At 69.7% G+C, this 14,870-nt stretch carries 15 protein-coding genes and 1 rRNA gene; all 16 read right to left on the bottom strand.

Annotated elements, in window-relative coordinates:
- Positions 1 to 11 precede the first annotated feature (11 nt).
- Entirely contained in the window at positions 12 to 704 is a 693-nt protein-coding gene (gene cmk, locus LC452_RS17775) for a (d)CMP kinase (RefSeq protein WP_223627768.1), read from the bottom strand.
- Positions 697 to 1,833, bottom strand: a complete 1,137-nt coding sequence (locus tag LC452_RS17770) for a prephenate dehydrogenase (protein ID WP_223627766.1) — start codon at positions 1,831 to 1,833, stop codon at positions 697 to 699. The genes cmk and LC452_RS17770 overlap by 8 nt, the downstream gene beginning before the upstream one ends.
- Positions 1,830 to 2,627, bottom strand: coding sequence for a pseudouridine synthase (locus LC452_RS17765; protein WP_223627764.1), 798 nt, complete (start codon positions 2,625 to 2,627; stop codon positions 1,830 to 1,832). The genes LC452_RS17770 and LC452_RS17765 overlap by 4 nt, the downstream gene beginning before the upstream one ends.
- The gene (gene scpB / locus LC452_RS17760) at positions 2,624 to 3,229 is read right to left on the bottom strand and encodes an SMC-Scp complex subunit ScpB (RefSeq protein ID WP_223627762.1); all 606 of its coding nucleotides are present in this window, start codon (positions 3,227 to 3,229) and stop codon (positions 2,624 to 2,626) included. The genes LC452_RS17765 and scpB overlap by 4 nt, the downstream gene beginning before the upstream one ends.
- Positions 3,219 to 4,067, bottom strand: coding sequence for a ScpA family protein (locus LC452_RS17755; protein ID WP_374197784.1), 849 nt, complete (start codon positions 4,065 to 4,067; stop codon positions 3,219 to 3,221). Before LC452_RS17755 ends, scpB begins: the two co-directional genes overlap by 11 nt.
- On the bottom strand, positions 4,051 to 4,932 hold the full coding sequence (locus LC452_RS17750; protein WP_223627760.1) for a ParA family protein: 882 nt from the start codon (positions 4,930 to 4,932) through the stop codon (positions 4,051 to 4,053). Before LC452_RS17750 ends, LC452_RS17755 begins: the two co-directional genes overlap by 17 nt.
- An 81-nt stretch (positions 4,933 to 5,013) precedes the next feature.
- The gene (gene xerD / locus LC452_RS17745; RefSeq protein WP_223627758.1) at positions 5,014 to 5,916 is read right to left on the bottom strand and encodes a site-specific tyrosine recombinase XerD; all 903 of its coding nucleotides are present in this window, start codon (positions 5,914 to 5,916) and stop codon (positions 5,014 to 5,016) included.
- A gap of 2 nt (positions 5,917 to 5,918) precedes the next feature.
- Positions 5,919 to 6,500, bottom strand: a complete 582-nt coding sequence (locus LC452_RS17740; protein WP_223627756.1) for an NUDIX hydrolase — start codon at positions 6,498 to 6,500, stop codon at positions 5,919 to 5,921.
- Positions 6,501 to 6,507: 7 nt separating this feature from the next.
- Positions 6,508 to 8,205 (bottom strand): CTP synthase, encoded by a 1,698-nt coding sequence (locus tag LC452_RS17735; protein ID WP_223627754.1) that lies wholly within the window; start codon positions 8,203 to 8,205, stop codon positions 6,508 to 6,510.
- A 17-nt stretch (positions 8,206 to 8,222) separates the two neighbouring features.
- Complete coding sequence (gene recN / locus LC452_RS17730) at positions 8,223 to 9,914, bottom strand: DNA repair protein RecN (RefSeq protein WP_223627753.1); 1,692 nt, start codon at positions 9,912 to 9,914, stop codon at positions 8,223 to 8,225.
- Entirely contained in the window at positions 9,911 to 10,831 is a 921-nt protein-coding gene (locus tag LC452_RS17725) for an NAD kinase (protein WP_223627751.1), read from the bottom strand. The genes recN and LC452_RS17725 overlap by 4 nt, the downstream gene beginning before the upstream one ends.
- Positions 10,828 to 11,625, bottom strand: a complete 798-nt coding sequence (locus LC452_RS17720; protein ID WP_223627748.1) for a TlyA family RNA methyltransferase — start codon at positions 11,623 to 11,625, stop codon at positions 10,828 to 10,830. Before LC452_RS17720 ends, LC452_RS17725 begins: the two co-directional genes overlap by 4 nt.
- Positions 11,622 to 11,798, bottom strand: coding sequence for a hypothetical protein (locus LC452_RS17715; RefSeq protein WP_223627747.1), 177 nt, complete (start codon positions 11,796 to 11,798; stop codon positions 11,622 to 11,624). The genes LC452_RS17720 and LC452_RS17715 overlap by 4 nt, the downstream gene beginning before the upstream one ends.
- Positions 11,799 to 11,852: 54 nt before the next feature.
- Positions 11,853 to 12,893 carry an HAD-IIA family hydrolase gene (locus LC452_RS17710; RefSeq protein WP_223627745.1) on the bottom strand — a complete coding sequence of 347 codons (1,041 nt, stop codon included), beginning with the start codon at positions 12,891 to 12,893 and terminating at the stop codon, positions 11,853 to 11,855.
- Complete coding sequence (locus LC452_RS17705; RefSeq protein ID WP_223627743.1) at positions 12,893 to 14,683, bottom strand: primosomal protein; 1,791 nt, start codon at positions 14,681 to 14,683, stop codon at positions 12,893 to 12,895. Before LC452_RS17705 ends, LC452_RS17710 begins: the two co-directional genes overlap by 1 nt.
- 68 nt (positions 14,684 to 14,751) lie before the next feature.
- Positions 14,752 to 14,868: ribosomal RNA gene (gene rrf, locus LC452_RS17700) — 5S ribosomal RNA — on the bottom strand.
- Positions 14,869 to 14,870 lie beyond the last annotated feature (2 nt).

The following is a 14,870-nucleotide window of genomic DNA, read 5'->3' as shown; positions in this document are numbered from 1 at the left end:
CGTATTCGTCGTCAGCCACGGTGTGCTCCTCGGTGTTGCTCGATCACCGTGAGAACGGCGTCGATGGTCTGGGAAAAATCAAGGTCCGTCGAATCGACGACCTCGACGCCGTCCGCGGCGTTGAGGAAGTCGACGACGGTGCTGTCGGACGCGTCGCGCTTGTGCAGCGCAGCGGCGACAGCATCCGCGTTCTCGCCGGCGAGTTCGCCGGCGCGGCGGGCGGCCCGTACCTCGGGAGCCGCAGTCAGAAGGATCCGTACGGGCGCGTCGGGCGCGACCACGGTCGTGATGTCACGGCCCTCGACGACCACCGCGGGATACGCGGCGTCGGCGACGAGTGCGCGGAACAGTTCGTTGACCTGGGCGCGAACCTCGGCGACCCTGGCGACGCCGCTCACGGCACCCGAGACCCGCGGGTCTCGGATCGCCTCGGTGACCTCGACATCGCCGACCCGCACGGTGCGGTCGTCGGGATCGAGCCCGAGTACGACGGGGAAGTCGGATGCCGCGGTGCGCACCGCATCGGCATCCGTCGTGTCAGCGCCACGATCGAGCACGTGCCAGGCGAGCGCACGGTATGCCGAACCGGTGTCGAGGTAGCCGAAGCCCAGCTTGCGGGCGACGGCCTTCGAGACGCTGGACTTGCCGGAGCCGGCAGGACCGTCGATCGCGATGAACTTGGTGGCGGTCGAAGTGTCAGTCATTGGTGTTCCCTGCAATCCGCCATCCGCGTTCCTGGAGCCCGGTGATCGCTCCATGCAGCGTGGCCGGTTCGACACTGATCTCGGCCAGACCGAACTGGGCACCGGGCGAGTGCTCGAGCCTCAGGTCCTCGACGTTGACGCCGAGTTCGCCGAGCTCGCCGAACAGGCGGCCGAGCTGGCCGGGGGTGTCGTCGATCATGACGATGAGCGACTCGAAGCGACGGTTCTGTCCGTGCTTGCCGGGGAGCCGGTCGACGCCGTCGTTGCCCTGACGGATCGTCTCCGCGACGACGCGACGGGCGCCGGGAGCACCCGGCTGACGGAGAGCGTCCGAGATCTCGCCGAGGTCGGCGGCCAGCGCATCGAGGATCTCCACGACGGGTCCGGCGTTCGCGCCGAGGATCTGCACCCACAGTTCGGGAGCGGATGCCGCGATGCGCGTCGTGTCGCGGACGCCCTGGCCGGCGAGGCGCAGCGCACCCTCCTCTGCCCCGGCGAGACGCGCGGCGAGAAGACTGGCGACGACCTGGGGCACGTGCGAGGTCAGCGCGACCGAGCGGTCGTGCTCCTCGGGCGTCATCTCCAGCGGCATGGCGCCGACGTCGAGCGCGAGAGCCTCGACGAGTGCGAGATCGGAAGCCTTCGTGTCCTCGTCGCGGCAGACCACCCAGGGACGGCCGATGAACAGGTCGGCGCGGGCGGAGATCGCTCCCCCGCGCTCGCGACCCGCGAGCGGATGCGAGCCGATGTAGCGCGTGAGGTCGACACCGCGTCCCCGCAGCGTGCGGAACGGCTCGAGCTTGACGCTCGCGACGTCGGTGACCACGGCATCCGGGTACCGCGCGAGCTCGGCTTCGATCACGTCGGCGGTGACATCGGGCGGAACGGCGACGACGATCAGCGAGGGCGCGTCGTCATCGGCTGAGAGACGACCGGCGCCGTAGTCGACCGCGAGACGCAGCTGCGCGGGCGACGCGTCGGTGAGGACGACGTCGATGCCCTTCGCGCGGAGAGCGTGCCCGACGCTCGCGCCGAGCAGGCCGGCACCGACGATGCGGACGGTGCCGGAGAGGCGAGGCGCGACAGCACCGACCTTCCGCACCGTGGGCGCACTCGTCGTATCGGTCACTCGTTCTCCTGCTGCTCGCCTGGCGCCTCGGCGACACCGGAATCACGGCGCGACAGAGTCAAGAGCGCGCCGAGTTCGATTTTACTCAGTTCCCGGGTCTTCCCCGCCGGGAGGGTTCCCAGGTGGAGCGGTCCGAACTGCCGGCGCACGAGTTCGGTGACCGGGTGGCCGACCGCGGCCAGCATCCGGCGCACGATGCGGTTGCGGCCGGAGTGCAGCGTCAGCTCCACCAGGCTCGATCCGCGGGACGTGTCAAGCAGGCGGGCCTTGTCGGCCGCGATCGGGCCGTCCTCGAGCTCGATGCCCTTCGTGAGCTTGGAGATCGTCTGCGGCAGCACCGTGCCCTCGACCTTCGCGATGTACACCTTCGTCACTCCGAACGACGGGTGCGCCAGCACGTGGGCCAGGCCGCCGTCGTTCGTGAGGATGAGCAGGCCGCTCGTCTCCGCGTCGAGTCGGCCCACGTTGTAGAGGCGCTCCTCGTAGTCGGCGGTGAACCGGCGCAGGTCTGGGCGGCCGTTCTCGTCCTTCATGCTGCTGACGACGCCGGTCGGCTTGTTGAGCATCACGTAGCGCTTCGACACGTCGAGCTGCACGGCGGTGCCGTCGACGTCGACCAGGTCGTGCTCGGGGTCGATCCGGCGTCCGAGCTCTTCGACGACCACGCCGTTGACACGGATGCGCCCCTCGGTGATGTAGTTCTCGACGACACGGCGCGAGGCCACCCCGGCGGCCGCGAGCACCTTCTGCAGGCGCACGCCCTCCGGTGCGCCCTCGCTGGAGATGTCAGTCATCGGATGGTCCCTTCGTCGAAGCCGTCTGCGCCGTCGTCGAGCAGCGGGGAGATCGGGGGCAGCTCGTCGAGCGAGTTGATGCCCAGGTGCTGCAGGAGCGCGTCGGACGTGCCGTAGTTGATGGCACCGGTCTCGGAGTCGGCGAAGAGCTCGGTGATGAGACCGCGGGCGAGGAGTGTCCGCACCACGGAGTCCACGTTCACCGCACGGATGGAGGCGACCTGGCTGCGCGTGACCGGCTGCTTGTAGGCGATCACGGCGAGCGTCTCGAGCGCGGCCTGGGACAGGCGTGCGGGAGCCTGACCGCCGATGAACTCCGCCACAAGGTCGTCGTGGTCCTCGCGCACGTACAGCCGCCAGCCGCCGCCCACCTCGCGCAGCTCGAACCCGCGGCGCGGTCCATGCCCGCGTCCGTCGTAGTCGTCGACGAGCGTCTCCAGGGTCTGCCGCACGGCAGGCACCGGGGATCCGACCGCGGCGGCGAGGGCGACCAGACCGATGGGCTCGTCGACGATCAGCAGGATCGCCTCGACGCGCTCCGAGAGCGGGGTGTCGCGCACGGCCTCCGAGGTCGGGAAGTCCGTCGAAGAATCATCGGTCATAGTCGGCTCCCAGGGTGGCCAGAGTCTCATCCGACCACGAGTCGGCGGCCCAGCGGAGCGTGAGCTCGCCGAGCGGTTCCAGTTGTTCGAACGACAGCGCCGCGTGCCGGTACAGCTCCAGCACGGAGATGAAACGCGCGACGACGATGCCCGGCTCGGTGACGCCCGCGACGAGTTCGCGGAAGCTCACCGATTCCGTCGCGCGCAGCAGCGTCACGACGATCGCCGCCTGCTCGCGGATGCTGATGAGCGGCGCATGCAGGTGGTCGAGCCCGACGTGCGGGATCTCCTTCGGTGCGAAGGCCAGAAGCGCGAGGGCGGCGAAATCCTCGGCGGTGAGCGACCAGACGAGCTCCGGCGTCTGACGACGGTGCTTCTCGTCGAGGCGCACGGCGCGCACGTGACGCCGATCCTCGCGCTGCAGGCAGCGGGCGAACCAGGCCGAGACCTCCTTGAACGCCCGGTACTGCAGGAGGCGGGCGAACAGCAGGTCGCGCGCCTCGAGCAGTGCCACCGCCTCGGCATCCACCAGCTCACCCTGCGGCAGCAGGCCGGCGACCTTCATGTCGAGCAGTGTCGCCGCGACCACCAGGAACTCCGACGCCTGGTCGAGCTCCTCGTCGTCGTCGAGCTGGCTCAGGTACGCGATGAATTCATTGGTGACAGCGCTCAGCGACACCTCGGTGATGTCCATCTCGTGCTTCGAGATGAGGTTCAGCAGCAGATCGAAGGGGCCGTCGAAGTTCGACAGGGAGACACGGAAACCGGGGCTGTCCTCGAGCTCGACGGCGGGCTCGGGGATCCCCTCGACAGGATTCTCGTCAGGCGACGGCGCCACGGGCGACCAGCTCCCGCGCCAGCCGCAGGTATGCCTGGGCGGCGGCGTGCTCCGGAGCGAACTCGGTGATGGGCACACCCGAGACCGAGGCATCCGGGAACTTCACGGTACGGCCGATCACGGTCTCGAGAACATCGTCGCCGAAGGTCTCGACCACGCGCTCGAGGACCTCGCGCGAGTGCAGCGTGCGCGAGTCGTACATCGTGGCCAGGAGTCCGTCCATCGTGATGGAGGGGTTCAGCCGGTCGCGGACCTTGTCGATCGTCTCGATCAGCAACGCCACACCGCGCAGCGCGAAGAACTCGCACTCGAGCGGGATGATCACGCCGTGCGCGGCCGTCAGGGCGTTCACGGTGAGCAGGCCGAGCGACGGCTGGCAGTCGATGAGGATGACGTCGTACTCCCCCGCCACCTGGCGGAGCACACGGGCGAGGATGGTCTCACGGGCGACCTCGTTCACGAGGTGCACCTCGGCGGCGGACAGGTCGATGTTCGCGGGCATCACGTCGAGGCCCTCGACACCCGAGTGCACGATCGCATCGTGCGCATCGCGCTTCGTGTCGAGCAGCAGATCGTAGACCGTCGGGACGTCGTGGGTCTGGATGCCGAGGCCTGCGGAGAGCGCACCCTGGGGGTCGAAGTCGACCGCCAGCACCTTGCGACCGTACTCGGCGAGGGCCGCGGCGAGGTTGATGGTGGTCGTCGTCTTGCCGACGCCGCCCTTCTGGTTGCAGAGCGCGATGATGCGTGCCGGGCCATGGGACTTCAGCGGCTCGGGCGTCGCGAAGCCGTGATACGGGCGGCCGGTGGGTCCCAAGGGGGTCTCGTCGGCCTTCGCCCTGGACTTCGCCGCTTTCTCAGCCACCGGTTCTCCTGCTCCTTCGTGCTTGGTCGATTCTAGCGGCCGACGTCTTCCCCGCCTTTCCCGGCACGCGGCGCGGCCGATTCAGCGGGCGCGGGGGTGGGACGTCGCATAGATGTCCCGCAGCGTGTCCACCGAGACGTGGGTGTAGATCTGCGTCGTCGCGACCGAGGCGTGTCCGAGCAGTTCCTGCACCACGCGCACGTCGGCACCGCCCTGCAGCAGGTGCGTCGCGAACGAGTGCCGCAGGGTGTGCGGCGACACTTCGCTGGTGATCTGCGCGTCTTCCGCGGCGGCCCGGATGACGAGCCACGCACTCTGCCGGGACAACGGCGCCCCTCGCGCGCCGAGGAACAGGCGCGATGATGCACGACCCTTCACGGCGAGCCCGGGGCGAACCCGGGTCAGGTACGCGTCGACCGCAGCCCGGGCGTAGGAGCCGATCGGGACGATGCGCTCCTTCGACCCTTTGCCGCGCAACCGGAGCACATCGCCGTGCGCGAGATCGTCGACGTCGAGCCCGATCGCCTCGGACACACGCGCTCCCGTGGCGTACAGCAGCTCGAGCAGGGCCCGATCGCGGATGCCCACCGGGTCTTCCGACGACGGGGCGGCGAGCAGGCGTTCCACCTGGTCGATCGTCAGAGCTTTCGGCAGACGGCGGGGCGCCTTCGGCGGGCGGAGGCGTCCGCTCGGGTCATCCGCCTCGATGCCCTCCCGTGCGAGGAACCGATGCCATCCCCGGACCGACGACTGCAACCGCGCGAGGCTCGTCGAGGCGGGCGGCGGCTCGGCAGAGGAGCGCTCCGCGATGAAGCGGCCGACGACCGCCGGGGTGATCTCGGCCGTGTCGGCGATGCCGTCAGCGGACAGCCACTCCAGGTATCCGCCCAGATCCCGACGGTAGGCCGAGATCGTGTGCTCGCTCAGCCCGCGTTCGACCGTGACATGCCGCAGATACAGGTCGAAGGCGCGCGCGAGCAGCATCCTCAGGACCGATCGCGCAGCCTCTGGGTGGCCGCCAGCACTCCGATGGAGAGGATGCCGTTGCGCATGCGTCCGGCGAGCACCGCGTCGACGGCGTCCGGAAGCGGCACCCACTCGACGCGGATGTCGGCCTCCTCGTCCTCGCGGTCGTGGGCGGACTCGGCTGCAGAGACACCCGTCGCGAGGAAGATGTGGATGATCTCGTCGTTGCCGCCGGGCGTGGTCCACGACGACACCAGCGGCTCCCAGCGCGCGGCGACGAGGTCGGCCTCCTCGGCGAGCTCGCGCTTCGCCGCTTCCAGCGGCTCCTCGCCCTCGACATCGAGCAGCCCTGCGGGCAGCTCCCAGTCGCGATGGCGGATCGGATGCCGGTACTGCTGGATCAGCAGGACGCGGCCCTCGTCGTCGAGCGCGAGGATCGCAACGGCACCGGTGTGCGCGACGTACTGCCGCCGGATCTCCCCGGAGCCGTAGCGCACGCGGTCATCGCGCACGTCCCAGACCGCGCCGTGGTACGCCAGGTCGCTCTGGAGGACCTCCGGCTCGAAGGGCTCGTCACGGAGGAGCTCGGTCGACTCCCTCATCGGCGCGTCACTCATCGGCGCTGACATCGAACAGCTCGCTGGCGCGGTGACGTTCGATCGCGGCGCCGACGAGTCCGCGGAACAGCGGGTGCGGGGCGGTAGGACGCGAACGCAGCTCGGGGTGCGCCTGCGTGGCGATGTAGTACGGGTGCACGTCGCGCGGGAGCTCGACGTACTCGACGAGATCGAGCTCCGGGTTGAGGCCGGAGAACACGAGTCCGGCATCCGACAGGCGGTCACGGTACGCGTTGTTGACCTCGTAGCGGTGGCGGTGGCGCTCGGCTGCTTCGGGCGTGCCGTACAGCTCGCGGGCGAGCGATCCTTCAGCCAGAGCGGCCTGGTAGAGGCCGAGACGCATCGTGCCGCCCAGGTCGCCGCCGTCGAGGATCTCGATCTGCTCGGCCATCGTGGCGATGACCGGCTCGGTCGTCTCGGGATCGAACTCGCTCGACGATGCTCCGACGATGCCGGCCACATCGCGGGCGTATTCGATCACCATGCACTGCAGGCCCAGGCAGAGACCGAGCGTCGGGATTCCCTGCTCGCGTGCGAACTTCAGCGCGCCCAGCTTGCCCTCGATGCCGCGGATGCCGAAGCCTCCGGGCACGCAGATGCCGTCGAGATCCGCCAGCTGCTCCTGCGCACCCTCGGGCGTCTCGCAGAGGTCGGAGGGGATCCAGCGGATGTTGACTTTGGTCTCCTGCGCGAACCCGCCCGCCTTGAGGGCCTCGGTCACGGAGAGGTACGCGTCGGGCAGGTCGATGTACTTGCCCACCAGGCCGATCGTGACCTCGTGCTTGGGGTTGTGCACGGCGTGGAGCACCTTGCTCCAGCGCGTCCAGTCGACCTCTTCCGCCGCCTTCTGGTCGAGGCCGAGGCGGCGCACGATGTAGGAATCCAGCCCCTGGTCGTTGAGCGTCGAGGGGATGTCGTAGATGCTCGGCAGGTCGACCGTGTTGATGACACCCTCGACCTCGACGTCGCACATCAGGGCGATCTTGTTCCGGTTGCTCGCGCTCACCGGCCGGTCGCTGCGGAGCACGAGGGCGTCGGGCTGGATACCGACCTGGCGAAGCGCTGCGACGGAGTGCTGGGTCGGCTTGGTCTTCTGCTCTCCCGACGCGCCCATGAAGGGCACGAGCGAGACGTGCACGAAGAACACGCTGTCGCGGCCGAGCTCGTGGCGGAGCTGACGGGCGGCCTCGAGGAACGGCTGCGACTCGATGTCGCCGACCGTGCCGCCGACCTCGGTGATGATCACGTCGGGTCGCGGCTCTTCGTTCGCCTGCAGGCGCATCCGGCGCTTGATCTCGTCGGTGATGTGCGGGATCACCTGCACGGTGTCGCCGAGGTACTCGCCGCGACGCTCACGCGCGATGACCTGCGAGTAGATCTGGCCGGTGGTGACGTTGGCCGCCTGCGACAGGTTGATGTCGAGGAAGCGCTCGTAGTGGCCGATGTCAAGGTCGGTCTCGGCGCCGTCGTCGGTGACGAAGACCTCGCCGTGCTGGAACGGGTTCATCGTGCCCGGATCGACGTTCAGATACGGATCGAGCTTCTGCATCACGACGCGGAGTCCGCGAGCGGTGAGGAGGTTGCCCAGGCTGGCTGCCGTGAGCCCCTTGCCCAAGGACGAAACGACACCACCTGTCACAAAAATGTGCTTGGTCGTGTCGTTCTTGGGCCCCGCGGAAGAAGAGTTCATCACGGGCTTCGATCCTATCAGGCAGTAAGGGCGCCGAGGCTGAGAAGTTCTCGGGCGTGGCTCAGAGCGGCGTCGGAATCGGCGAGTCCGGACAGCAGACGAGCCATCTCGGCCTCCCGCTCGCCGCCCTCCAGGCGCCGCACACTGGAGGCGGTGACGGCTCCATCGTGGGCCTTCACGACGGACAGGTGGTTGTTCGCGAAGGCCGCGACCTGCGCGAGATGTGTGACGGCGATGACTTGCGACTTCTCTGCAAGCCGGGCGAGTCGCCGGCCGACTTCGATCGCCGCCGCACCGCCGATGCCGGCGTCGACCTCGTCGAACACGAAGGTCGGCACCGGGTCGGTTCCGGCGATGACGACCTCGATCGCGAGCATCACACGGGAGAGCTCTCCCCCGGATGCACCCTTGCCGACGGAACGCGGCTCGGCGCCCGGATGCGGGGCGAGCAGGATCGCCACGTCGTCGCGGCCGTGCGTGCTCTCGCTGCCCTCCGTGACAGCCACCTCGAGGCGCGCATCCGGCATCGCCAGGGCGTGCAGCTCTTCCGAGACCGCTGCACCCAGGCGGGTCGCGGCGGATGTGCGCTCGGCGGTCAGCGCGGCGGCGTGGCCGTCGAGCTCGGCGCGCACAGCGTCGCGCTCGACGATGAGGCGCTCGATGCGCTCCCCGTCGTCGTCGAGCTCGGCGAGTCGCGCGGAGCCGGTCTGCCAGACCTCGAGTGCCTCGTCGAGCGATCCGTGCGCACGGATGAGCGTGCCGAGCGCGGCACGGCGCTCCTCGACCGCGGCGAGCTCGTGCGGTCCCGATTCGTCGAGGTCGGCGAGATACGCCGACAGCAGGCCGGCCGCGTCCGCGATCCGGTACCCGATGTCGGCGAGACTCTCCGCGATCTCCGTGAGCTTGGTGTCGGAGACCTTCTCGAGCAGACGACGCGACTCGGCGACGAGGGCGGAGGCATCGGGCTCGCCCTCCTCGCTCGACAGGGCGCCGTGGGCGAGGGATGCCGCCAGACGCAGCTCCTCGGAGTTGGCGAGGCGCTCGGCGCGTTCGCTGAGCTCCTGGTCTTCCCCCGGCTCGGGGGCGGTCGCCTCGATGAGGGCGAGCGCTTCGCGGAGCCGCGCGGCCTCTTCGGCTCGTCGATCCCGGTTTCCGGAGATCTCCTCGATCTCCGCGTCGAGCGTCCGCCAGCGGGCGAAGGATGCCGTGTAGGCCTCGAGCGCCTTCGCGATGGGAGCGCCGCCGAAGCGGTCGAGAGCATCGCGCTGCGCAGCGGCCGAACGCAGTCGCAGCTGCTCGGACTGCCCGTGCACGACCACGAGCTCTTCGGCGAGGGCCGACAGCACGCCCGCCGGTGCGGCGCGCCCGCCGACGCTGGCGCGGCTCCGCCCCTCGGCGCTCAGGGTGCGTGAGACGTAGAGTTCTGCGCGGTTCTCTCCCGTGGGTTCGAGTTCCCCGCCGGCATCCGTGACGATGTCGGCGACGTCGCCCTTCTCGGGGACGATCCAGACACCGGCGACCGAGGCCTGAGCGGAGCCGGCGCGCACGGCGCCGGAGTCGGCGCGCTGGCCGAGCAGCAGTCCGAGCCCCGTGACGACCATCGTCTTGCCCGCGCCGGTCTCACCCGTGATGGCCGTGAAGCCGGGGCCGAGGGGCAGTACGGCGTCGGCGATGACGCCGAGCCCCTGCATCCGCATCTCTTCGATCATGGGGTCTTCCCCGGTTCCTGCCCGCGCCATCCTTCGACGGGCAGGCGGAACTTGCGCACCAGGCGGTCGGTGAAGGCGGTGGGGTGCAGGCGAGCGAGGCGCACCGGGCGCGAGGAGCGACGGACGACGACACGTGCGCCGGGCGGCAGGTCATGCGAGCGACGGCCGTCGCACCACAGGATCCCGGAGCCGTCGGTGCGCTCGAGCATCTCGATGGCGACGGCGGCATCGGGGCTCACGACGAGCGGCTTCGCGAACAGGGCATGCGCCGACAACGGCACCACCGCGATCGCCTCGACGCTCGGCCAGATGACCGGGCCGCCGGCGGAGAAGTTGTAGGCGGTCGATCCGGTGGGCGTGGAGATGACCATGCCGTCGCAGGCGAAGCTGGACAGCGGGCGGCCGTCGATCTCGAGGACGACCTCGATCATCCGCTCGCGACTCGCCTTCTCGACGGTCGCCTCGTTGAGCGCCCAGGTGTCGAAGACGACCGCGCCCGCGGCATCCTTCACCCGCACCGACAGCGCCAGACGCTCTTCGACCTCGTAGTCGCGGTCGATCACGCGGCGGACGGCGTCGTCCATGTCGTCGCGATCGATCTCGGCGAGGAAGCCGACGTGACCCATGTTGATGCCGAGCACGGGAGCGCCGCTGTCTCGGACGAGCTCGGCCGCGCGCAGGATCGTGCCGTCACCGCCCAGGACGATGGCGAGCTCGAGCTCGACGGAGTCCGAAGACACGTCGAGAACATCGACGTCGGAGAAGAACGCATCGACCGCGGTGAGCGCGGCATGGTCGTCGGCGGCCAGGAGGGGCTGCGCGCCCGCTCCCCGCAGTGCATCGATCACGCGACGGGCGGCCTCGACGGTCTCGACGCGGCCGGCGTGGGCGACGACCAGGATCCTGCGCTCGTTCATCGTCCTCCTGCCAGTCGATTGATGCTGTCCAACCATTCTGTCGGATTGCTGCCGCGTCCCGGCGCGAGATGCACCAGATACTCCGCATTGCCGTGTGTTCCGAGGATCGGGGAGGAAAGGATGCCGAGCATCCCGAGCCCCACGTCCCACGCGCTCCACACGGTGCGGGCGACGGCATCGGCGCGCGTGGCAGGGTCGGTGACGAGGCCGCCGCGCACAGCCGTGCGCCCTACCTCGAATTGGGGCTTCACCAGCAGCAGGACGTCGGATGCCGGTGCGGCGACGCCCGCGACGGCCGGAAGCACGAGCTCGAGCGAGATGAAGGAGAGATCTCCGACGACGAGGTCGGGTCGCTCCTGCTCGCCGGTGACCTCGGCGAGGTTCTCGGGGGTCATGTGCCGCACGTTGTAGCCCTCGACGGCGACGACGCCCGGGTCTGCGGCGATGGACGGCGCCAGTTGCCCGTGTCCGACGTCGACGGCCAGCACCCGACGAGCGCCGCGCTCGCGCAGCACCTGGGTGAATCCGCCGGTGGAGGCGCCCATGTCGAGAGCGAGTCTTCCCTCGACGGGGATGCCGAAGCCGTCGAGGCCGGCGATGAGCTTGTGCGCGGCTCGCCCCACGTAGTGGTCGGAACCGGCGATCGTGATCTCGGCCGCGTCGTCGACCGAGGTCGAGGACTTCACGACGGGGCGGCCGTCGACACTCACGAGTCCCTCGGAGATGAGGGTGGCTGCGTGGCTGCGCGAACGGGCGAGTCCTCGGGCGGCGAGGGCGGCGTCGAGTCGCGTCATCGGGATCCCGGGGTCTCCCGCTGGTCGAGCTTCGCCCCGCTCTCGAGCCGCCGCGACAGCTCGTCGTGCAGCGCCGAATAGGCGTCGGCGCGCGCGGGAAGCGGCTGCCCCTCGATCAGGCGCAGACGACTCCAGAGGCCGTCGGTCGGCGCGCTCGTCGTGTCATCGCTCACGGTTCTACTGTACGCGGCACCTCGGACGGCGGAGGGAGCCACGGCGCCTCGGGGTCAGGGCCGGTGGAAGGGGTCGTCGTAGAGGCGCTCAGGAACCCGCAGCACGAACACGGGCGTGCCCGAGGCCCAGATCGCGGCGGCCCCCGCACGGAGCAGGTCGATCTGCGCGCCGGACTCCGCGATGATCTCGACGTCGGCGCCGGAGACACGCACGGCGGCGCCGTTCACATGGAACACGCCATCCTTCTCGACGGCCTCGGGGTACGGCTCATGCAGCTCGCGCAGGTCGCCGAGGATGTACGTGGGACGCGAGCCCTCCGGCGCGGCGAGCACGTGCTTGGGCCGGTCGATGCCGGTGAGCACGAGCACCGAGTCGATCCCGACACGGTTCGCCCCCATGATGTCGGTGTCGAGACGATCCCCGATGAACAGGGCCTTCCGCGCACCGAAGCGGGCGAGCGCCTCGTCGAAGATCGGAGCCTCCGGCTTGCCGGCGACGGTCGCGAGACGGCCGATGGCCGTGTGCACAGCCGACACGAGCGTGCCGTTGCCTGGTGCGACGCCGCGCTCACGCGGAATCGTCCAGTCGGTGTTCGTGGCGATCCAGGGGATGCCGCCCTCGTCCTCGGGGAGCTTGAGTGCGAACGCCGCCTCGGCCAGGTCGGTCCAGGCCACCTCGGGAGCGAAGCCCTGCACGACCGCGGCGGGCGAATCCTCCGCGCTGCGCGTGACCGTGTAGCCGGCCTTCGTGACCTCGTCGACGAGACCGTCCCCTCCGACGACAAGGATCGTCGCAGGAGCCGGAAGGACGCCCGCCAGCAGGCGCATCGCGGCTTGCGGACTCGTCACGACATCGGATGCCGCGACGTCGAGTCCGAGGCTGCTCAGATGCTCCGCTACAGACGCGTCGGTGCGCGACGCGTTGTTCGTGATGTAGCCGAGTCGGGCGGACTCCCCCGCGCGGTTCAGGCTCTCCACCGCGAACGGCAGCGCACCGGGACCCGCGTAGACGACTCCGTCGAGATCCGCCAGCACCGTGTCGACGCCGTCGAGCGGAGTGGGCGCGGTCGAGCGCTTCCGGGCGAACAGCGCCACTACGCCTCCTGCTCCGGGGCACGGGTTCCGTCGGCGGCGATCGGCCCATCGGCGGCGGTCTCGTCGGCGGCGTCGAGATCGTCTTCGTCCTCGCCGAGGAGTTCGCGGACCTCGTCCTCGACCGTGAGCTCTTCGTCGGCAGACTCTTCGTCGGCAGACTCTTCGTCGGCAGACTCTTCGTCGGCGGGCTCTTCGTCTGCGTCGGCGATAGGATCCACAGCGATCTCGTCATCATCGAAGTCGCCCTCGATGAGGCCGTCCTCCACGATGAGCTCCTCGTCGCCTGCTTCGTCAACCCCGAGAGCCTCGGCGGCGACGTCGGCGCGGTGTGCCCAGAAGGCTGCTTCCTCGTCACGCCCGAGGTCCTCCAGCACCGCCGCGCGTGCGGCGAACAGTGCCGGGCTCCACTCGAAGGCGCGGTCCGGATCGAGCTCGGGGATCTCCAGCTCACCCAGCGCGAGCTCGAGGTCGCCCTGGTCGAGGCGTGCGCCGGACATCGCAATCGCCAGCGCGACCCGCACCGGGGTCGTGAGAGCGGTGCGGTCGACGGCGCGGCCGGTCTCGAGCGCGCGATCCGGTCGGCCGATGCCGCGTTCGCTGTCCACCATGAGGGCGATCTGGTCGTCCTTGCCGGAGATGCGGCGGTAGGTGCGCAGCTCACGCAGCGCGAGGGCGAAGTCCTCCGTCGCGTACGCGGTGATCCCGAGGGTCTCACGGACGATCGCGATACGGCCGGCACGACGCGAGGCCGCGAGAGCATGCTCGTGAGCACGCGCCGGATCCTCATCGATGAGCTGCGAGGCCATGGCAAGGTGGCGGGCTACGAGGTCCGCGTTCTCCTTGCTCAGCGTCTTGAGCTCGTTGCGCGCCGAGGTGTGCAGGTCGCGTGCCGTGATCTCGTCGGGAATGTGCGGGTCGTTGAAGCGCGGACGCTCGTCAGCCGCCTGGACCGGACGCTCGCGCCCCGACCCTCCGCGCTGCGGGAACGACCGAGAGCGGTCGCGGTCGGATCCGGAGTCACGGCGCGGTGCACGATCGCGGTCGAAACCTCCCTCACGACGCGGGGCGGAGTCACGGTTGTAGCCGCCACCCTCACGACGCGGGGCGGAGTCACGGTTGTAGCCGCCACCCTCACGACGCGGGGCGGAGTCACGGTTGTAGCCGCCACCCTCACGACGCGGGGCGGAGTCACGGTTGTAGCCGCCACCCTCACGACGCGGGGCGGAGTCACGGTTGTAGCCGCCACCCTCACGACGGGGACCGGAGTCACGGTTGTACCCGCCACCCTCACGACGGGGGCCGCGGTCTGCGGAACGGTTGTCGCCATCACGGCGGGGAGCGGAGTCACGGTTGTAGCCGCCACCCTCACGACGGGGAGCCGAGTCACGGTTGTAGCCGCCACCCTCACGACGCGGGGCGGAGTCACGGTTGTACCCGCCACCCTCACGACGAGGGCCACGGTCAGCAGAACGGTTGTCACCGTCACGACGCGGGGCGGAGTCACGGTTGTAGCCGCCACCCTCACGACGGGGAGCCGAGTCACGGTTATAGCCGCCACCCTCACGACGCGGGGCAGAGTCACGGTTGTACCCGCCACCCTCACGACGGGGAGCGGAGTCACGGTTGTACCCGCCACCCTCACGACGAGGAGCGCGGTCGCCGGAGCGGTTGCCGCCCTCACGGCGCGGCGCAGAGTCGCGGTTGTGTGTGGGGCGTCCGCCGGAAGGGCGCTGATTGCGCGATCCACTGTCGTTGTCGCGACGCGGACGGCGCTCTTCGTCTTCCGGCATGATGCTCCCTGTTTTCGTATAAACGCAAAATGGCCACCCATCGATGGGTGGCCATTTGCTTAAAAGAAGTCCGGCGGTGTCCTACTCTCCCACAGGGTCCCCCCTGCAGTACCATCGGCGCTGTGAGGCTTAGCTTCCGGGTTCGGAATGTAACCGGGCGTTTCCCTCACGCTATGGCCGCCGAAAC

Origin of the sequence: Microbacterium sp. EST19A (assembly GCF_019969685.1) — a bacterium.
Lineage (GTDB): Bacteria > Actinomycetota > Actinomycetes > Actinomycetales > Microbacteriaceae > Microbacterium.
The sequence above is the reverse complement of the archived record's forward strand: the minus strand, read 5'-3'. Positions and strand labels throughout refer to the sequence as shown.